Annotated in this window: 21 protein-coding genes, 1 tRNA gene and 1 pseudogene; 13 read left to right on the top strand and 10 right to left on the bottom strand. The window is 30.6% G+C overall.

Features of this window, described 5'->3' with window-relative positions:
• Nucleotides 1-7 precede the first annotated feature (7 nt).
• The 9 genes from OLM55_RS06425 to OLM55_RS06385 form a co-directional block, all read right to left on the bottom strand.
• A complete protein-coding gene (locus OLM55_RS06425) occupies nucleotides 8-637 on the bottom strand; it encodes a hypothetical protein (RefSeq protein ID WP_264558090.1) in 630 nt (209 codons plus the stop codon).
• A gap of 14 nt (nucleotides 638-651) precedes the next feature.
• Nucleotides 652-993 (bottom strand): hypothetical protein, encoded by a 342-nt coding sequence (locus OLM55_RS06420; RefSeq protein ID WP_264558089.1) that lies wholly within the window; start codon nucleotides 991-993, stop codon nucleotides 652-654.
• A 39-nt stretch (nucleotides 994-1032) separates the two neighbouring features.
• Nucleotides 1033-1419, bottom strand: coding sequence for a DUF3592 domain-containing protein (locus tag OLM55_RS06415; protein ID WP_264558088.1), 387 nt, complete (start codon nucleotides 1417-1419; stop codon nucleotides 1033-1035).
• Complete coding sequence (locus OLM55_RS06410; RefSeq protein ID WP_264558087.1) at nucleotides 1419-1805, bottom strand: hypothetical protein; 387 nt, start codon at nucleotides 1803-1805, stop codon at nucleotides 1419-1421. Before OLM55_RS06410 ends, OLM55_RS06415 begins: the two co-directional genes overlap by 1 nt.
• A gap of 85 nt (nucleotides 1806-1890) precedes the next feature.
• On the bottom strand, nucleotides 1891-2751 hold the full coding sequence (locus OLM55_RS06405; RefSeq protein WP_264560575.1) for a DUF1566 domain-containing protein: 861 nt from the start codon (nucleotides 2749-2751) through the stop codon (nucleotides 1891-1893).
• Between the two features lie 19 nt (nucleotides 2752-2770).
• Nucleotides 2771-3424, bottom strand: coding sequence for a DNRLRE domain-containing protein (locus OLM55_RS06400; RefSeq protein WP_264560574.1), 654 nt, complete (start codon nucleotides 3422-3424; stop codon nucleotides 2771-2773).
• A gap of 132 nt (nucleotides 3425-3556) precedes the next feature.
• Nucleotides 3557-4294: a LytR/AlgR family response regulator transcription factor gene (locus tag OLM55_RS06395; RefSeq protein WP_264560573.1), complete on the bottom strand. Its 738-nt coding sequence runs from the start codon at nucleotides 4292-4294 to the stop codon at nucleotides 3557-3559.
• A complete protein-coding gene (locus tag OLM55_RS06390) occupies nucleotides 4294-6483 on the bottom strand; it encodes a tetratricopeptide repeat protein (protein WP_264560572.1) in 2190 nt (729 codons plus the stop codon). The genes OLM55_RS06395 and OLM55_RS06390 overlap by 1 nt, the downstream gene beginning before the upstream one ends.
• Nucleotides 6484-6646: 163 nt before the next feature.
• Nucleotides 6647-6721: transfer RNA gene (locus tag OLM55_RS06385), tRNA-Pro, on the bottom strand.
• Nucleotides 6722-6845: 124 nt separating this feature from the next.
• Between OLM55_RS06385 and udk the strand changes: the two genes are divergently transcribed.
• The 8 genes from udk (at nucleotide 6846) to OLM55_RS06345 (ending at nucleotide 14931) form a co-directional block, all read left to right on the top strand.
• Nucleotides 6846-7454 carry a uridine kinase gene (gene udk, locus OLM55_RS06380; protein WP_264560604.1) on the top strand — a complete coding sequence of 203 codons (609 nt, stop codon included), beginning with the start codon at nucleotides 6846-6848 and terminating at the stop codon, nucleotides 7452-7454.
• Nucleotides 7455-7793 carry an FtsB family cell division protein gene (locus OLM55_RS06375; RefSeq protein WP_264560571.1) on the top strand — a complete coding sequence of 113 codons (339 nt, stop codon included), beginning with the start codon at nucleotides 7455-7457 and terminating at the stop codon, nucleotides 7791-7793. It abuts the gene before it with no gap.
• A gap of 24 nt (nucleotides 7794-7817) precedes the next feature.
• A complete protein-coding gene (locus OLM55_RS06370; protein ID WP_264560570.1) occupies nucleotides 7818-9188 on the top strand; it encodes a methylmalonyl-CoA mutase subunit beta in 1371 nt (456 codons plus the stop codon).
• A gap of 3 nt (nucleotides 9189-9191) precedes the next feature.
• Complete coding sequence (gene scpA, locus OLM55_RS06365; protein WP_264560569.1) at nucleotides 9192-11333, top strand: methylmalonyl-CoA mutase; 2142 nt, start codon at nucleotides 9192-9194, stop codon at nucleotides 11331-11333.
• Between the two features lie 91 nt (nucleotides 11334-11424).
• Nucleotides 11425-12000: a transposase gene (locus OLM55_RS06360; RefSeq protein WP_264560568.1), complete on the top strand. Its 576-nt coding sequence runs from the start codon at nucleotides 11425-11427 to the stop codon at nucleotides 11998-12000.
• A gap of 107 nt (nucleotides 12001-12107) precedes the next feature.
• Nucleotides 12108-13376: a Y-family DNA polymerase gene (locus OLM55_RS06355; RefSeq protein WP_264560567.1), complete on the top strand. Its 1269-nt coding sequence runs from the start codon at nucleotides 12108-12110 to the stop codon at nucleotides 13374-13376.
• Nucleotides 13367-13801 carry a LexA family protein gene (locus tag OLM55_RS06350; protein WP_264560566.1) on the top strand — a complete coding sequence of 145 codons (435 nt, stop codon included), beginning with the start codon at nucleotides 13367-13369 and terminating at the stop codon, nucleotides 13799-13801. The genes OLM55_RS06355 and OLM55_RS06350 overlap by 10 nt, the downstream gene beginning before the upstream one ends.
• 2 nt (nucleotides 13802-13803) lie before the next feature.
• Nucleotides 13804-14931 carry a methionine aminotransferase gene (locus OLM55_RS06345; protein WP_264560565.1) on the top strand — a complete coding sequence of 376 codons (1128 nt, stop codon included), beginning with the start codon at nucleotides 13804-13806 and terminating at the stop codon, nucleotides 14929-14931.
• A gap of 306 nt (nucleotides 14932-15237) precedes the next feature.
• On the opposite strand, the gene OLM55_RS06340 is transcribed toward OLM55_RS06345, so the two are convergent.
• Nucleotides 15238-15792 (bottom strand): hypothetical protein, encoded by a 555-nt coding sequence (locus tag OLM55_RS06340; protein ID WP_264560564.1) that lies wholly within the window; start codon nucleotides 15790-15792, stop codon nucleotides 15238-15240.
• Between the two features lie 154 nt (nucleotides 15793-15946).
• Here OLM55_RS06340 and OLM55_RS06335 point away from each other — a divergent pair.
• The 5 genes and pseudogenes from OLM55_RS06335 (at nucleotide 15947) to lepB (ending at nucleotide 20549) form a co-directional block, all read left to right on the top strand.
• A pseudogene (locus OLM55_RS06335) lies at nucleotides 15947-16710 on the top strand (ParA family protein).
• Between the two features lie 5 nt (nucleotides 16711-16715).
• The gene (locus OLM55_RS06330; protein WP_264560563.1) at nucleotides 16716-17615 is read left to right on the top strand and encodes a ParB/RepB/Spo0J family partition protein; all 900 of its coding nucleotides are present in this window, start codon (nucleotides 16716-16718) and stop codon (nucleotides 17613-17615) included.
• Nucleotides 17615-18175 carry a DUF5683 domain-containing protein gene (locus OLM55_RS06325; protein WP_319800107.1) on the top strand — a complete coding sequence of 187 codons (561 nt, stop codon included), beginning with the start codon at nucleotides 17615-17617 and terminating at the stop codon, nucleotides 18173-18175. The genes OLM55_RS06330 and OLM55_RS06325 overlap by 1 nt, the downstream gene beginning before the upstream one ends.
• 44 nt (nucleotides 18176-18219) lie before the next feature.
• Complete coding sequence (gene dapB / locus OLM55_RS06320) at nucleotides 18220-18915, top strand: 4-hydroxy-tetrahydrodipicolinate reductase (RefSeq protein WP_264560562.1); 696 nt, start codon at nucleotides 18220-18222, stop codon at nucleotides 18913-18915.
• 35 nt (nucleotides 18916-18950) lie between these two features.
• Entirely contained in the window at nucleotides 18951-20549 is a 1599-nt protein-coding gene (lepB, locus tag OLM55_RS06315) for a signal peptidase I (protein ID WP_264560561.1), read from the top strand.
• The last annotated feature ends 36 nt before the right edge of the window (nucleotides 20550-20585 follow it).

The raw sequence follows: 20585 nt of genomic DNA, 5'->3' as shown, positions 1-20585 counted from the left end.
TTCATATTTATTCATATTTACAGCCAACGTCATCTAAATTAATTATCATTTCTTCATTTAAATTTTCAATAAAAACAACATTTTTAAAGAAATCATTTTTCCCTGAAAATTTTTGTGTATTTATCTTTTTACTTCCTTCATAATAGGTTCTTTTAACAATATAATCTCCTGTAATTAAATTATACGATTTATTAATATATTCTGTAGGCGAAGATTTGTATTCTACATCGTATCCTATAACTTGAATTTGCTCTTTTTTTGAATTGTATCTTAACTTTATAAATCGGCCGAAAGCAGCAGTACCATCTTCAAAATAACCAAATTCAATAACATTTTTTCTTGCTTTTATTTGTAGAGGATAAATACTAAAATCATTCAAACTGATTAAATTTATTTCGTAGGTTTTATTTTTGTTAGATAAAAATATTAGTAATTTATAACTTGAAAATTCTGATTTATCTTGAGCCAAAATTGCTGTATCATTGATAGAATCATTATCAAAAAGCATAAAAATTTTTTCCATTTTTTTTCCATTCGATGGGCTTTTTGTAACTTCTGAAAATCCATTGGGAATTGTAATTTGCGAAAAAGAAAACAATGAAGTAAGCAGCAATAGGAGAGTTAAAGTTGATTTCATTTTAATTGTTTTTTTTAAATAACATCAATAACTTTTTCTAATAAATAATGAATGAATGCAACAATAACAGTTATAAAAATAAGAATAAAGAAACGTATAAATAAAGATTTCATACCAAATTTTAGTTTTCCCTTTAAGTAAAGAACATCAATTAGTATAAATAATAATGTAATTATACTTCCAATTATTAATCCAATATGGAGAAAAGCATAATCGTAAAACAGACTAAACATTGTCATTAAAACAGATGTTGATTCTGGCTTAGGACCTAAAATAATTCGCATATATATAAAAGCAGCTAAAAATGCTACTAATGCCCAAGTAAAGTAAAATAAAAATCTTTTTAAAATACTCATAACTACATTTTTAGAATTCTTAACTGCCTTATATTAGTTTTATTTATCAGCAGACTGCGCTTTTTTAGTAAGAAAAGGTTTTATTGAAAAAATAATTCCTAAAAATATTAATATATACATACCGTAACTAGAAAGAAACTTACCAAAAACAGTTTCTAAAAGAACAGGATTCTTTTTGTTATAATTAACAGCAACTGTATCCCCAACAGATTTCATACTTCCTATAAACGGAATTCTAAAAAGCTCCACATTGCCTAATTGTTCTGTTCCATCTTCTAAATTAAACTTTACAACAGCTGTTTCTCTAGTTTTCCTACCGCTATGAATTGTAATTTCAGTAATTGTTCCTTCTGTTTTCACCCAATCTTCTTGTGAAAAACTACTAATAGAAGTTAAAAACAATACAAAAAATAATAAATACTTCATTAAGCGGTAATTTTATTAAACACTTGTTCCATTTCTTGAAAAGCTTTTTTTTGAGCGGGCGCAAGTACTGTTTCTTTTATTTTTCCTGTAACTATTTCAAGTATATTTTGATGACTTTTTTGACTTTTTCCAAAATAAGCATTCATCAATTTATTAGGAATAATGTAATCTAACTTCAAAGTATTGTCTTTTTGAAAATAAACTTTCATTCCATGCATTGCACTTTTTTTAATGATAAGGCATTGTTCCATTTGTCCATTTGCATCTGTTCTTACATCCCAACTATCATATTCTTTAGAAGACTCAAATGTGTTTTCTTTTTTTAAAAAATCGTTAAGTAAGTCTAATGAATTGAACTCGCTTTTAATTGTAATTAATTTTTCCATTGGTTTAAAGTTTAATGTTTATTTTGGCTGTTATTTTTATAAAAATAACAAATTTGATCGGTTAAACTATTTTTTCGTGAATGAATTAAAAATCTGACCAAGCTCTTACAGCTCTAACTGGATGAAGATTAGATTTATAATCAGTAGGAAACCAATCATTTGTAAAATTATATACTCTAGCTTCAGCAGCTGTAGACTCGGTAGAAGTCCAATAATTTGCATTAGCGACTGAGAAAGCAGCTCCTCCGTTATTTGTTAGAGTTGTATTAATTATAATCATATTATTCATAATTTCTCTCATTTCATCTTGACTTGGCAAAAACCAATCATCATACCCATTAGTATTCAAATTATCTACCAAATCTGCAGCTGTCCCAGATGTTGTACAAATAGATAGAATAGCATTAGTATTAGCTTGACCAGTTCCAATAGCTGTAGCTGTAGCACCTGTAGCTGTATGCAAACATCCATAAGGAGCAGCAGCACTTTGGTTATCCATAGCCACAGAATATCCTTCATTACCCAAAAGATTTACCCAAAAAATCACTCCTCCAAATTTATATTCACCCACTTCATTTAAGTCATTAAGATTAATCGTTACCGTTCCTGAATTTGTTGCCTCTAAAACAGAAATAGTTGCAGTTATTGTAGGATTTACTTCGTAGTCAAAAAAGGAAGCATCTGCTACTAATAATTCTCCTGTAGCAGCATTAATACTCAAGGCTCCTGCTGGTGTTTGCGTTGTAATATTATAGGTTAACGCATCATTACTATTACTTTGAACTGTACCAATAATTTGACCATTTGTTGGGTTTTCATCGATTGTTACTTCTAAATTTTCTATATTAATTGGAGTTGCTGATGTATCATCATCGCTATTGCAGCTTACTATTGTTGCTAATAAAACTGCAGCTACTAAATAGCTTTTTTTAATTACTTTTTTCATGATATTTTTTTAATTTCTTTTACTCATAAACCGAATATTCTACCACAACTTTTGGATGCAAACTAGCATTTGTATTATCACTTGACCCAAAGATTAATTTATTATTACTTACAGTTTCATCAACAAGTCTAAGAACATAACCGTGGTTTGTAGCAGGATCATTTATCATTCCTGCAGCAGTTGCCGTAATATCAAGATCTAAATAATCTTGAACAGCGCTTGCAGCATTTGCTAGATACACTTGGTTATCTATTGAACTTGTTGGCTGATTGTTCCAAGTTACTGTAGTTTCATCCCAAGCAGCATCAACTTTTTGTAAATAACTTTCTCCTTTTCCTATAAAGTTACTACCATTACTTGGAGAAGCATAGGAATAAAAAGAGGCATGCACACTATTTACAATAGCATCAGTTGGTATGCTGGAAAAATCAAAACGAATTAGACTTCTTACTGCTCCTGAACTAAATTTATTTGACATAAAATCTGTATGATTACCATAATTTGTATCTGGTGCAGCAGAACCAAGAAATGCATCTTTTCCAGTAGTAGCGTCTGATTGTATAGTTACCGTATAGTTTACTAAAGTTTTAGGAGTTCCTTCATCATCACTACTACAACTTAATGATAGTAAGGAAATTAATAAAATTGACAGTGTTAAATTTTTAATTTTCATAATGTTTTTTTTAACGATTAATAGTTAAAGGTAATTTTTGAAAATACACTATGAAACACCTAACCAATATTCGATTACTACCAATCGATATTCGTTAAAGCTTACTGAAAATTTGATTTAAAAAAATGAAGGTTATTTTTTATTCCAATTGAATAATGAAGACAGGAAGCTTTCTTTTTTTCGAGAAGACACAGGTATTTTAGTTCCGTTTTTCAAATAAATGGTACCTGATTTATCATATTTATCGACAAACTTCATATTAATCATAAACGATTGATGTGGTCGTTGAAAATTTGCTTCTAATAAGCGTTCTTCAAAATCTTTTAGTGTTTTGGAAACTAAATATTTGTTACCATCGCTACAATAAAAAGTGGTATATCCTTTATCGGATTCACAGTAAATTAATTCGTCTAAATTGATTACTTGGTAACTGTCTTGAAAAGACAAAATCAAATGATTGCCTTCATTATTAAATACTTGTTTTGCCTTTACTATTTGATTTTTTTGATCGGCAGCAGTTAATTTAGCTACTTTTTCTAAAGCCATTTTAAGTTCTTCTACATCGACTGGTTTTAGTAAATAATCAACTGCCCCAATTTTTAAGGCTTTTAAAGCATATTCTTCATAAGCCGTTATGAAAATAATTTTAAAATCGATAACATCTATTTTTTCTAAAAAGTCAAAAGCGGTTCCATCAGATAAATTAATATCTAAAAAAACCAATTCAGGTTTACACGTTTTCGCAACTATTAAAGCTTCTTGAACCGATTCGCATTCGCCTATTATTTCAATATCAGCATCAATACTAGAAATAAGACTAATTAATCCTTTTCTAATGTATTCTTTATCTTCAACTATAATTGATTTCATTATGCTTCTTGTTTTAAAAAAGGTATTTGAATGGTTACTTTTGTGCCTTTTTCGTTATATTTACTTCTATCTTCAATAGTAATAGAACCTTTCATATTAAAATCTTTTGACAAATATTGTAAACGTTCTGAAGTAATTTTTGTTGCCAATGATTTTTTATTTTGATTTTGATTTCGCTCACTCAAATCAATACCTATTCCGTTGTCTAAAATAGTACACGTCAATTTTGAATTAACTAGAGTAAGATTAATTTCAATTTCACAAGCTTCTTTCTGATTTTTAAAAGCATGTTCAATTGCATTTTCAACAAACGGTTGAATAAGCATTGGGGGAACTTTTATTTTATTGGATTGAATAGATTGATCCACTACAAGTTTAAAATTAATTTTCTCATTTTCAATATTTTGAAGTGATAAATAATTATCAACCGCTTCTAACTCTTGACTTAATAAAACCGTTTTATCTCTTGAATTTTCTAGTGTAATACGAAGTAATTTTGAAAATTTTGACAAATAACTCACCGACTTAGATTCTTCTTTGTTTAGAATCATGCCTTGTAACACAGACAAGGAATTAAATATAAAATGGGGTGTCATTTGTGTTCGCAAAAGTTTTTGTTCTGTAATTATGTTTTGCGTTTTTGCTTTAGAATTTCTTAGTTTTAAAAAGAAAATAATACTTCCTAATACCATTGCAACTGCTAAAAATGTAATAATACCCAATAATAAATTGCGCTGTGATTTTTCTAAATCTTGTGCCGTTGTTTTTACTGTCTTGGTTAGTTTTGTTTCCCTTTTTGCAGCATTTTCTAGTTTGTTCTTGTATTTATATTCGTATTCTATTTCTGCAATTTTTTTAATATTATCTTCATTTAAAAGACTATCACTTATAATTTTATATTGTTCATGGCTTTCAAATGCATTTTTATAATCGCCTTTAGTTTTATAGATTCTATAGAGTATATTATATGCGTTTTTTTTATGAGAAAGTATATTATTTTCTTTTGCCAGTTTAACTAATTTATTGGCGTTAGTTAAAGCTAAATCATATTTTTTTATATCAAAATAGGTTTCAGCCAAACCTTGATAAGAATCTAATAAATCATAAGAAGTATAATCAAGCGCATTTTCCAATCGAGCTTCTTCAAAATATTTCAATGCTTTATCGTGTTTTTTAGCACCTAAGTATACAAAACCAAGCCCATTTAAAGCAGTAGTTAAATTCACTTTATCATCAATTTCCTTGCTTAGAACTATAGACTCTAAATAATATTTTTCTGCACTTTTAAAATCGTTCTTATCGTAAAAAATTCCTGCAATATTGTTTTTTAAAGCCGTTATATTTTTAACATTAAAACTTGCAGCTCTAATTGCTAATGCTTTGTTGTAGTATAGTAGCGCTTTATCTTTTAAGCCTTGCAATCTATATACATTTCCTATATTATTGTATGATCTAAATATACCTATTGAATCTTTAATTTTTTGAGCAACATACAAAGATTGATTAAAGTAATTTAATGACAATGGATAATTTCCTTGCTCATAATAAACACTTGCAATAGAATTTAGATTACTAAACATCCCTAGAGAATCATTTTCTTTTTTATTTATTTTTAAAGATTCATTAAAATTCTCTTTTGCTTTTTGATAATCCCCAGTATTCAAATAAACATTTCCAATATTATACAAATATTTATTAATTCCCTTCTTATCTCCTAATTTTACGGCAATTGCTTTTCCTTCTTCATAACTTTTTAAAGAAAGATTATAGTCTCCTTTATAAGAATACAAAACACCTAATGCATTTTTACATTTTTCTAAACCTTTTAAATCATTCAGTAAAGTGTAAAGCTGTAATGCTTGTTGGTAATTTTTAATTGCTTCTAAAAAATTAGCTTGTTCGGTATAAATAATTGCATTTATGTAAAAACAATGCGCAATACTTTTATCAGATTTAATTTCTTGAGCTAAAGCAAATGATTCTTTAATATATTTAAAAGCTTGTGGCGGATTATTTCTGTAATTATGAAACGCTAAATGGTTTAACAGTTTAACACGAATTGTATCTTTCGCTTTATGATTTTTTAATTCTATTTTTAAACTATCTATAACTCTATTTTGAGCATATGTAACATATGAAAAAGAAAAAAGAAAGAAAAAAAGAAGAAAAAACTTATTGATTGTATTCATGTAATTACTATTTACTATTTATTTAAAATCACAATACATTAAATAAATATTTTTTAGAAAACTGAAATGTATCATTTTATTTTTACTAATTAAAAAGAATTAATATAAAAAGAGAAAATGATATAAAAAAGAAAAAGTCTTACAAATTAATGCAAGACTTTTGTCGGGGTGGCAGGATTCGAACCTGCGACCTCCTGCTCCCAAAGCAGGCGCGATAACCGGGCTACGCTACACCCCGTATTAGCGAGTGCAAATATACTGCTATAAATTACATCTACAAATTATTAAGTTGTTTTTTTTAGAAAAAAATATCATCCATAATTAAATACAAAATGATTAAATTTGTCAAAAATAATACAACTATGTTAATCATTGGAATTGCCGGAGGTACTGGAAGTGGAAAAACAACAGTAGTTCACCAAATTATGAACGAATTACCCGCAACGGAAGTAGGAATTATATCTCAAGACTCTTACTATAAAGAAACACATCATTTAAGTTACGAAGAACGTACAAAAATAAATTTTGACCATCCTAGAGCTATTGATTTTGATTTATTAGTAGCGCATTTAAAAGATTTAAAAGCAGGTAAAACTATTGAACAGCCCGTTTACTCTTTTGTAACTCATGATAGAACTGATGATTGCATCATTACTCATCCTAGAAAGGTAATGATTGTTGAAGGAATTTTAATCCTTACCAATCCTGAATTAAGAGATATGTTCGACATTAAAGTGTTTGTTCATGCAGATTCTGACGAACGTTTAATAAGAAGATTAAAAAGAGATATAGCAGAAAGAGGTAGAGATATGGAAGAGGTTTTAGGTCGTTATCAAAACACTTTAAAGCCTATGCATCAGCAATTTATTGAACCTACAAAAGCATATGCCGATATCATAATTCCAAATGATAAATACAATACTGTTGCTATTGATGTAGTTAGAGCAGTAATTAACCAAAGATTAGTGTAATTGAAAAAACGATTTCAAAATATTTTAACTAAATTCCCTTTTCTAAAATTTCTAGGCAATAGATACATTTTAGTCTTGGTATTATTTTCTGTTTGGATGATTTTTCTTGATAACTACTCATATTTAGAACATAGAATTTTAGATAAAGAAATCGATGAATTAGAAACCAATAAGCAATATTATATTAATGAAATTAAAAAAGACAGTTTAAAGATTAAACATCTTAAAAACAGTGATCAAATTGAAAAATATGCTCGTGAAAAATATTTTATGAAACGCGAAAATGAAGATATTTATCTTATTGAATTTGAAGAAGACCAAGAAACGAAAAGCAACTAATTTTAATACTAAAATTGTAAACCCGTGCTAGATAATAAAAACCAATTATTTAATGAATTTGAAGCTGTTTCTTCGAAAGAATGGAAACAAAAAATTCAATTTGAATTAAAAGGAGCCGACTATAATGATACGTTAGTTTGGGAAAGTCTTGAAGGAATAAAAGTTAAGCCTTTTTACCATCAAGATGAATTGGAAAACACAATCAATATAAAAACTAACGTATCAAACTTTAAAATTTTACAGGACATTTTTGTTTTTGATGTTGAAAAATCAAATAAAAAAGCAAAAAATGCTATTGAAAGAGGTGCAGAATCTATTCGTTTTACAATAGAAAATGAGAACATTAGTATAGAAGACTTAATGAATAATTTACCAAATAAAAACACTTCTTACTTTTTCGATTTAAAGTTTCTTTCATTAGGTTTTATTCAAAAAATAGCTAACTTTTCAAAAGAGAAAAACGCAACAGTATTTCTTCAAACAGATCCAATTGGCCAATTAGCAAAAGATGGAAATTGGTTTAAAAATTTAGATCAAGACTTTGAAATCTTAAATAAAATTAACGATTTAAATGTAGCTTCAAGTATTTCTATTCATTCGAATATCTACCAAAACGCTGGTGCAAATATGACGCAACAATTAGCATATACACTAGCACACGTTAACGAATATTTCAACCGAATAAAAGAAATAAAAAAACCTATCACTATAGAAGTAGCTGTAGGAACTAATTATTTCTTCGAAATTGCCAAACTAAGAGCTTTACGTATATTATTCAACACTTTAGCTACCGAATATAATCATAATTTCGATTGCCATATTGTAGCAACTCCAACGAAAAGAAATAAAACACTTTACGATTATAACGTAAACATGTTGCGAACTACAACTGAATGCATGAGTGCCATTTTAGGAGGAGCAAATACTATTTCTAACTTGCCTTATGATGTTTTGTATCATAAAACAAATGAATTTGGTGACAGAATTTCTCGCAACCAATTGTTAGTATTAAAAAACGAAAGTTATTTCGATAAAGTAGATAATCCGGCAGATGGAGCTTATTATATTGAAATACTTACCAATCAATTAGCTGAAAAAGCATTAGACTTATTTAAGAAGATTGAATCAAAAGGGGGTTTAATCACTTTATTAATTGAAGGAACAATACAACGAAAAATTAACGAAAGTGCTCAAAAAGAGCAAGAATTGTTTGATTCTGGAAAAGAAGTTTTACTAGGAACCAATAAATATCCTAACAAAAACGACAAAATGAAACACGATTTAGAATTGTTCCCTTTTGTAAAAACCAATCCTCGAAAAACGTTAATTACGCCTATTATCGAAAAACGTTTAGCCGAAAAGATAGAACAAGAACGTTTATCTCAAGAAGAATAAGCCATGAGAAAAGACATACAACATTTAAAGTTAGAAGTTAGAAGTCAGAAGTCAGAAGTTGTCACATCGAGCGGAGACGAGATGCAACAAAACTTTCTAACTGCTGAAGGAATTGAAGTAAAATCAAACTACTCTAAAGAAGATATAGAAAACTTAGAGCATATTGGTTTTGCTGCAGGTTTTGCACCTAATTTACGTGGACCCTACTCTACAATGTACGTTCGTCGTCCATGGACAGTTCGTCAATATGCAGGATTTTCAACCGCAGAAGAAAGTAATGCTTTTTACAGAAGAAATTTAGCCGCTGGGCAAAAAGGACTTTCTGTTGCATTTGACTTAGCAACTCACAGAGGCTACGATTCAGATCATGAACGCGTTGTAGGTGATGTTGGAAAAGCAGGTGTTGCCATTGATTCTGTAGAAGATATGAAAATTCTTTTCGATCAAATTCCATTAGGAGAAATGTCGGTTTCAATGACCATGAACGGTGCCGTTTTACCTATTATGGCTTTTTATATAGTCGCAGCAGAAGAACAAGGTGTCGATCCAAAATTACTTTCTGGAACCATACAAAATGATATTTTAAAGGAGTTTATGGTTAGAAACACGTACATCTATCCTCCTACTCCTTCTATGAAAATTATTGCCGATATTTTCGAATATACGAGTAAAAACATGCCAAAATTCAACTCTATTTCAATTTCGGGTTACCACATGCAAGAAGCTGGTGCAACTGCCGATATTGAATTGGCCTATACTTTAGCAGACGGTTTAGAGTACATTCGTACCGGTTTAGCTGCCGGAATGGATATTGATACATTTGCTCCTCGTCTTTCGTTTTTCTGGGCAATTGGAATGAATCATTTTATGGAAATCGCTAAAATGCGTGCTGGTAGAATGATTTGGGCAAAATTAGTGAGTCAATTTAATCCAAAAGACGATAAATCCTTAGCCTTAAGAACACATTGTCAAACTTCAGGTTGGAGTTTAACCGAACAAGATCCTTTCAATAATGTAGCGAGAACAACAATTGAAGCGGCGGCGGCGGCTTTTGGTGGAACACAATCGTTACACACAAATGCATTGGATGAAGCGATTGCTTTACCAACCGATTTTTCGGCGCGTATTGCTCGTAACACACAAATTTTCTTGCAAGAAGAAACTAAGATTACAAAAACGGTTGATCCTTGGGCAGGAAGTTATTATGTAGAAAGTTTAACTGCCGAAATTGCAGAGAAAGCTTGGGCTTTAATTGAAGAAGTAGAAGCACTTGGCGGAATGACCAAAGCAATTGATGCTGGTATTCCCAAATTACGTATTGAAGAAGCTGCTGCGCGTAAACAAGCGCGTATTGACAGTACACAAGATATTATTGTGGGTGTAAACAAATACCGTTTAGAAAAAGAAGATCCATTGCATATTTTGGATGTAGACAATCAAATGGTGCGCAAGCAACAATTAGAGTTATTGGCAAAAATTAAAAGTGAAAGAAATACCGAAAAAGTAAAAGCTTCGTTAGCTAAATTAACAGAAGCTGCAAAAACAGGTAAGGATAATTTACTATCTTTAGCAGTAGAAGCAGCTCGAAACAGAGCAACTTTAGGTGAAATTAGCGATGCTTTAGAAGAAGTATTCGGAAGATATAAAGCACAAATTAGAAGTTTTAGCGGCGTGTACAGTAAAGAAATTAAAAACGATGAAAGTTTTGAAAAAGCAAAACAATTAGCCGACGCTTTCGCGAAGAAAGATGGTCGTCGTCCTCGTATTATGATTGCTAAAATGGGGCAAGACGGACATGATCGTGGAGCCAAAGTAGTAGCAACAGGTTATGCCGATGTTGGATTTGACGTAGATATTGGTCCGTTATTTCAAACGCCTGCTGAAGCAGCAAAACAAGCTGTGGAAAACGACGTGCACATTTTAGGCGTTTCTTCATTAGCAGCCGGACACAAAACATTGGTTCCTCAAGTAATTGAAGAATTAAAAAAATACGGAAGAGAAGATATTATGGTTATTGTTGGTGGTGTTATTCCATCGCAAGATTACCAATTCCTTTTCGATGCTGGCGCAGTTGCCGTTTTTGGTCCAGGAACCAAAATTAGTGAAGCTGCCATTACTATTTTAGAGGTTTTATTAGAAGATTAACCACAAAAATACACCTGACAGGTTTTCAAAAACCTGTCAGGTGTATGAAAAAATTTTATATATTTGGCTTTATATTTATAAGCCAATAAAAATGATACAAGCCTTAGAGCATGGTAGTTACTATCATATTTACAACCGTGGAATTAATAGTGATATTCTTTTTAAAGAAAATAAAAACTATGAATATTTCCTTCAACTTTACGAAAGACACATTAATCCTATAGCTGAAACCTATGCTTGGTGCTTAATGAAAAATCATTTCCACTTTCTTGTCAGAATAAAAAGTATTGATGAAATAAGAAACGATAAGAAAATTTCACCATCACAATCCTTTTCAAACTTATTTAATGCATATACTAAAGCATTTAACAAAAGCTATAATCGTCATGGAGCATTATTTGAAAGACCTTTTAGAAGGAAACAAATAAATTTTGACAACTATTTTCAAAATGTAGTGGCTTACATACATAACAATCCGGTTCACCACAATATTTGCGATCATCCGTTAGAATATCCATGGAGTTCTTATTTAAGCTGTCTGTCTAGTAAACCAACTAAAATCAAAAGAAATGAAATTTTAGAACTTTTTGGAGGTGCTGAAAATTTTAAATATGCACATCAAGTAAAAAATGGTTGCCTCGCTATAGATACCATACTTGGAGCATAACAAATAAACACCTGACAGGTTTTTGAAACCTGTCAGGTGTTTACTTTTGTTCACAATTAAATCCCAACCTCAAAAAGACCAAGCAAATTATATTTTATCTTTGCAGTATGTTTGCATTAGTCGATTGTAATAACTTTTACGTGTCTTGTGAGCGTGTTTTTCAACCTCAATTACAAAACAAACCAGTAGTTGTCCTTTCTAATAACGACGGTTGTGTTATTTCGAGAAGCGAGGAAGCAAAAGCGCTTGGCATTCCTATGGGAGCACCTGAATTCCAATACAAAGACCTCATCAAACAACATAATATAAAAGTTTTTTCTTCCAATTATGCGTTGTATGGCGACTTGAGTAATCGCGTTATGAAAACGCTTCAAGATTTTACACCAGATATTGAAAATTACAGCATTGATGAAGCTTTTCTAAACTTTAAAAAGGTAAAAATAGACGATTATAATGATTATGGTATTCAAATAAAAAAACGCATTCAAAAATGGATAGGAATTCCCGTTTGTGTTGGTTTTGGCGAAACAAAAGCATTGTCTAAAATTGCCAATAGAATTGCTAAAAAATTCAAAGAACGCACTGCCGGAGTTTATGTAATTGACACCGATGAAAAAAGAACTAAAGCCTTAAAATGGACCAAAATTGAAGATGTTTGGGGAATTGGTTTTCGTTTGTCAAAAAAAATGAAAGCAAAAAACATTCACACGGCTTATGATTTTACATTAGCGCACAACACCGCTTTTATAAAAAATTGCATGGGTGTTTTAGGTTTGCGCTTACAAATGGAACTGCAAGGAAAATCGGTTTTGCAATTAGACGAACAACCTTCTGCCAAAAAAAGTATTGCGGTTACACGAACCTTTGAAAAATCGGTAAGTACGTTTGAAGAAATGAAAGAACGCGTTTCTACTTTTGCTACAGTGGCTTCTGAAAAATTACGAAAGCAAAATTCGTGTTGTTACGGAATTGTTTTATATATTCGAAAAAATCAATACCAAACCAGTAGTAATCGTTATAATTATACAACATTTACACATTTACCTTTTGCAAGCCAATCGGCATTAACATTGAGTCAAACGGCTATTAAGATGTTGAAAAATGTGTTTGAAGAAGGTGAAATTTACAATAAAGCCGGAATAATTTTAACCGAAATTATTCCGCAAGAAGAAAAACAGTTTCACTTGTTTGAAGAAGAAAATCCAAAACACGAGAAGTTGATGAAAGTGATGGATACCATTCGTAAAAAAACAGGCGAACGCAAAATTAGATTAGGTAACCAAGACCTAAATAAAACTTGGAAAATGAAACAAAATCATTTATCGAAAAGATACACTACTAATAGTAAAGAATTACTTGAAATAAAATGTCACTAAAACCCGAACTTACTTTTTTTATTCCTGATACGGAAAACGCAAAAGAAATTCCTTTTATCGCTGATGGAATAAAAGCAGGTTTTCCATCGCCCGCTGCTGATTTTGACGAAACAAAAATAAGCATTGACCAACTCGTTGTAAAAAATGAAACCGCCACATTTTATGCCAAAGCAAATGGAAATTCAATGATTGGTGCTGGAATAGATGATGGCGATATTTTAGTAATTGATCGAAGTATTGAACCAACAGATAATAAAATTGCGGTTTGTTTTATTGATGGCGATTTCACCATTAAACGTATTAAAATAGAAGAAGATTGTATTTATTTACAACCAGAAAACCCAAAATTTAAATCCATAAAAGTAACCGAAGACAATGACCTAATCATTTGGGGAATTGTAACTTATGTAGTTAAAAAAGTATAAAAATGTCAAAATTACCCAAAGTAACAACCAGCATATTCTCTGTAATGTCGCAATTAGCAAACGAACACGGAGCTATTAATTTATCGCAAGGATTTCCAAATTTTCCAGTGGATGAACGATTATTACAAATATCTGAACGATTAATAAGAGAAAACATTCATCAATATACGCCAATGGCAGGTTTACCTTCGTTGATGGAGAAAATTGCATTACTTACAGAGAAAAATTATCAGCGAAAAGTGAATATTGGTACCGAAATGCTTATCACTGCTGGCGCTACGCAAGGTGTTTTTACTACAATTAACACATTTGTAACTGCTGGTGACGAAGTGTTGATTTTAGACCCAAGTTACGACAGTTATGAACCTTCTGTTTTAGTCGCTGGCGGAAAACCTGTTCGAGTTTCATTAAATCATGATTATTCGCCCAATTTTAATACTATTGAAGATGCAATTACTTTAAAAACAAAGCTGATTGTAATTAATAATCCGCACAATCCAACTGGTAGAATTTGGACAGAAAGCGAAATTGAAAATTTAGAAGCCATTTTAGAAAAGTATCTGCAAATTTTAATTTTAAGCGATGAAGTGTACGAATATATTTCGTTTTCACATCCACATATTTCATTTAATACACGACCAAAATTAATAGAGCGAACAATTGTAGCTTCTTCTTTTGGAAAATCGTTACACGTTACAGGCTGGAAAGTAGGCTACTTAATTGCTCCTGAAAAACTAATGTATGAAATGAAAAAAGTGCACCAATTTTTAGTATTTAGCGTGAATAGTTTTTCACAAAATGCAATTGCCGAATATTTAGATGTAGTTGATTTTAGTGAAGTTGCTAAAATGTATAAAGCAAAACGCGATTTGTTCCAAAGTTTATTAAAAAACAGTCGCTTTGAATTAATGCCTTGCGATGGAACGTACTTTCAAGTAGTAAATTACAATAAAATTTCAAATGCAAACGATGTTGATTTTGCCAAAGAATTGATTACAAAACACGGAGTAGCTTCGATACCAATTTCGGTGTTTTATAACGATGCTACTGACAGACAAATGTTGCGTTTTTGTTTTGCAAAAACAGATGAAACCTTAATTGCTGCAGCAGAAAAATTAAATCAAATTTAATTGTTTTATTTAAGCTATCTTTACTTAAAACATAGAAATTATGGCAAAAAGTCAAGACGCAAAGAAAACGGCTAAAAAAGAACCTTTAAAAACTGCTAAAGAAAAAAAAGCAGAAAAACGAGATAAGAAAAATTCGCCAAAGCGAGATTAAATAAAAAAACACGAAATCTATTCGTGTTTTTTTATTACTAGGTTTGTCTTGTAATAGAAGAACGTCTTTTTTAGCCCCGATAGAAGCAAGCTACCGTGTAGCGCGAATAGCGGGACAATTGTTGTTTTACTTATACTTTTGTGCTCCTAAAAAAACTAAACCGTTTCAATTGCTTGAATGGCAGGTAGAAAATTGATTTGTTTTACATGCTCGAAAAAATCGATTTCAGTTTCGTGCGGTAAAAAGTCAGAAATAATTCTAATAATAAAATCTTGAGGTCTTTTTAAGAACATGAACGTGTAATCTTCCATGTTTACAACGGTTTTAATTTTTAAATTGGTTGTTCTCACAAATTTGTCAGAAGTCAATGAAGAAAGTACTGGCAAATTAAGTTTCGCTTCTGTTTCAATTGGTTTTCCGTTTTCAAACAAACCACCTTCATAACCATACAAAGAAGCCGTTGTAATTTCTATTGGATTTCCAAATCCTAAATTCTTCGGCAATTCTACTTCTTTACCCACTATTGCAGCAAAACCAAGCAACACTACACAATCAGAATCTGGTAAATGCATCATGGTTTTAGCCATGCTTTCACGGCCAATTCCAGAAGTAAAAACTTGGTAATTATGTTTAGAATTTGATATTTTATTTATGGCAATTAACGCTTTTTGGCGTTCAATTTCCATTGGTGTTATGATTATAATATTCATTTCAAACGATTTGTTACAAAAGTACAATTCATAATTAAAATAATACGAATTAATGAAGATGTTCAAAAAAATCATATTTTGTTTTGTTAATAAATAAGACTTGAATAAACCATAAATAATTGTATTTTTACCATTCGAAAATTTAAAAAATCAAATGGGTAAAATTATAGCAATTGCGAATCAAAAAGGTGGTGTAGGAAAGACTACAACTTCTGTGAATCTTGCGGCATCACTAGGTGTATTAGAAAAAAAAGTGCTCTTAATTGATGCAGACCCTCAAGCAAATGCTAGTTCAGGTCTTGGTATAGATGTTGAAAGTGTAGAAATAGGAAGTTACCAAGTTTTGGAGCATAGTAATACCCAAAAGAAGCGGTTATGACTTGTTCGGCACCTAATGTTGATGTTATTCCAGCTCATATTGATTTAGTAGCCATTGAAATTGAACTTGTAGATAAAGAAAATCGTGAGTACATGCTGAAAAAGGCATTAGAATCAATTAAAGACGATTATGATTATATCATTATAGATTGTGCTCCATCATTAGGCTTACTAACACTAAATGCGCTTACTGCCGCTGATAGTGTTGTTATTCCTATTCAGTGTGAATACTTTGCATTGGAAGGTTTAGGAAAACTTTTAAATACTATTAAAAGTGTTCAAAAAATTCACAATCCAGAATTAGACATTGAAGGTTTATTACTAACTATGTATGATTCTCGTTTAAGATTATCCAACCAAGTTGTTGAAGAAGTTCAAAAGCATTTTAATGACATGGTTTTTGATACAGTAATTCAAAGAAATATTAAGTTAAGCGAAGCTCCAAGTTTTGGAGAAAGTATTATTAATTATGACGCAACTAGCAAAGGTGCATCTAATTATTTGAGTTTAGCAGAAGAAATCATCAATAAAAACAAATAATTTTTATGGCAAAAGCGGTAAAAAAACAAGCATTAGGAAGAGGATTATCGGCTTTATTAAAAGACCCTTCAAACGATATTAAATCAGTTGAAGATAAAGACGCTGATAAAGTTGTAGGAAGTATTATAGAGCTTGAATTAGATTCAATTGAATTAAACCCTTTTCAACCACGAAGCAACTTCAATGAAGAAGCTTTACAAGAATTAGCCACTTCTATTAAAGAACTAGGTGTAATTCAACCTATAACAGTTAGAAAATTAGATTTTAATAAATACCAATTAATTTCTGGAGAACGTCGTTTGCGTGCTTCAAAATTATTAGGACTTGAAACAGTTCCTGCTTATATTCGTTTAGCAAACGACAATGAATCTTTAGTAATGGCTTTAGTTGAAAACATTCAACGTCATGATTTAGATCCTATTGAAGTTGCTATTTCTTACCAAAGATTAATTGAAGAAATTAATCTTACCCAAGAAGAGTTAAGCGAACGTGTAGGAAAAAAACGTTCTACAATTACCAATTACTTGCGTTTATTAAAACTTGATCCAATTATTCAAACCGGAATGCGAGATGGTTTCATTTCTATGGGACATGGTAGAGCTTTAATTAATATTGATGACCAAGATATACAAAGCGATATATACCATAAAGTTGTAACTGAAAACTTATCGGTTAGAGATACTGAGGCATTGGTTAAAAAATACCAAGAAAGCTTAAAACCAAAAGCAGCTAAAGCTACAATTAAAGGGGCTTTTGAATTGAAAGAAGAAGATAAAAAAACTTTTGCAAATTATTTTGGGACTAAAGTAGATGTTAATGTTGCGAGTAATGGAAAAGGAAAAATTACAATTCCATTTCATTCAGAAGAAGATTTTAATAGAATTTTAAAACTAATCAATAGTTAGTGAAAAAGTATATTTTATTTATTGTACTAAGTTTTTTTACTCTTAACAGTTATGCTCAAAATGAGCTTTCGTTAAAAGTAAAAGACACTACAACTGTGCCAACAAGTATAAATCCTTTATCTCCTGCAAAAGCAGGATTTTATTCGGCAATTTTACCCGGTTTGGGACAAGCTTACAATAAAAAATATTGGAAAATACCTGTTATTTATGTTGGACTAGGTGCTGGAATATATTTTTACACTTGGAACAACAAAAAATACCACGATTTTAGAAATGAATACAAAAGAAGATTAGATGGAACATCTGACCCTAATCATCCTATTTATGGTGGATTAGACGACAGTCGCTTAATTAGTGGACAAAAATTTCATCAGAAAAACAGAGACTTATCGGCATTAATAACTGCAGCTATTTATATTTTAAATATTGTTGATGCTAATGTTGACGCACATTTAATGCAGTTTAATGTTAATGATAATCTTTCTATAACTCCTGAATTTAATCAAAATGAAATTGATTACAGATATAATACAGGAGTAAAGCTGACTCTAAATTTTTAACATTTCATTAGCTAACATAAAATCAAAAAATATACTAATTATTTATGAAAATTGCACTTTTAGGTTACGGAAAAATGGGGAAAGTTATTGAACAAATAGCTTTAGAAAGAGGTCATACAATTGTTCTTAAAAAAACAAGTGCAGATAGTTTCGAAGGACTTGAAAATGCAGATGTTGCAATAGATTTTAGCGTTCCAACTACCGCGGTAAATCACATTTCAGAATGTTTAAATAGAAACATTCCTGTCATTTCTGGAACAACAGGTTGGCTTGAAGATTATGAAAAAATGGTTGATTTATGTAATCAGAAAAATGGAAGTTTTATTTATGGTTCAAACTTTAGTTTAGGAGTAAATATTTTCTTCGAATTAAACAGACAGTTAGCCAAAATGATGCAAAACTTGAAACAATATAATGTTTCTATGGAAGAAATTCATCATACTCAAAAATTAGATGCACCAAGCGGAACTGCAATTTCATTAGCAAATGACATTATAAAAAATTCAGATTATATCAATTGGTCTTTAACAAAAGATGAAACTAGTATATATATTGACGCCAAACGAATTGAAAATGTCCCTGGAACACACAGCGTTTTTTACGATTCAAAAGTCGATCAAATAGAAATTAAACACACCGCACATTCAAGAGAAGGGTTTGCACTAGGTTCTGTTATAGCTGCAGAATGGATTATAGGTAAAAAAGGAGTTTTCACTATGAAAGATGTTTTAGGCATCTAATCATAGTATTAATATAAAGCATAAAAAAATAGAACATGTCAATAACAGGTTGGTTACTATTAATAGTATTAGTTCAAGTAATTCATTTTGCTGGAACTTGGAAATTATATGAAAAAGCAGGTAGAAAATCTTGGGAAGCTGCTATACCGGTTTACAATGCAATCGTTTTAATGAAAATCATTAATCGCCCTACTTGGTATACCGTATTACTTTTCATTCCAATTATTAACTTAATAATGTTTCCCGTGATTTGGGTTGAAACACTTCGTAGTTTTGGAAAAAACAGTACTCTTGACACAATTCTTGGCGTACTTACTTTAGGTTTTTATGTAGCCTATGTAAACTACACTCAAGATGTAACTTACATTAACAATAGAAATTTAACGCCTGTAAACAAAGGAGCAGAAACCGTAAGCTCTTTACTTTTTGCAATTGTCGTAGCAACTTTTGTACATACTTATTTTATTCAGCCTTATACAATTCCTTCTTCTTCATTAGAAAAATCATTATTAATTGGAGATTTCTTATTTGTAAGTAAATTTCATTACGGAGCCAGAACACCGATGACAACTGTTGCTGCACCAATGGTTCATGATACATTACCGATTATCAATAAAACATCATATCTATATAATGACAATGATGAAACATCTTGGAAAAACAAATTGCAATTGCCTTATTTTAGATTTCCAGGCTTTCAAAAAATAGAACGCAATGATATTGTAGTTTTCAATTGGCCTGCTGATACATTATACAACATGTATAAACCAGCAGATAGAAGATATAGTAAACCAATTGACAAAAAAACAAACTATGTAAAAAGATGTACTGCAATTGCTGGTGACACTTTAAGCATTGTTGATGGAATTGTATTTATTAATGGAAAAGAATCTATTTTACCAGAAAGAGCAAGACCACAGTATTCATACAAAGTAGCTTTAGATGGAAAAACAGCTATAAATTTTGAATATTTATTAGACGAATTAAACATTACGGATGGCGCCTACCAAATTGCACCAGACACTATTATATTTAGTGCACTTCCATTTGACAATGCAGAACGTTTAAAAAACATTCCTGGGATAACTCTTGTGAAAAGAATAATTAACAAAGGTTCTGAAGATGGAATTTTCCCTGATTTTGGTGATGGAAAGCCTTCAACAACAAGAAATTGGAACAAAGATAACATGGGACCGATTTATATTCCTGAAGCTGGAAAAACAGTTGCTTTAACCAAAGAAAATTTACCTTTTTACAACAAAATTATAGGTGAATATGAAGGTAATGATTTAGTAGTTTCTGATAATGAAATTAAAATTAACGGTCAAGTAGCCAATTCATATACTTTTAAACAAGATTACTATTGGATGATGGGGGATAATCGTCATAATTCATTAGACGCACGTTATTTTGGCTTCACTCCTGCCGATCATATTGTAGGTAAACCTATTTTTATTTGGATGAGTTGGAATTCAAGTGGAAAAGGAATTATGAACAAAATAAGATGGGAACGTTTATTTACAACAGTAAGTGGAGAAGGGCAACCTCAATCTTACTTTAAATATTTCTTAGGGTTATTAGCTTTGTATTTTGTTGGAGAATATTTTTGGAAAAAGAAGAAGAAAAGTGTTTAGTCGTTAATTTGGTTATTTGTTAATCTGATAAAATTA

The sequence above is a fragment of the Flavobacterium sp. N2270 genome, from assembly GCF_025947225.1.
Classification (GTDB): domain Bacteria; phylum Bacteroidota; class Bacteroidia; order Flavobacteriales; family Flavobacteriaceae; genus Flavobacterium.
The sequence above is the reverse complement of the archived record's forward strand: the minus strand, read 5'-3'. Positions and strand labels throughout refer to the sequence as shown.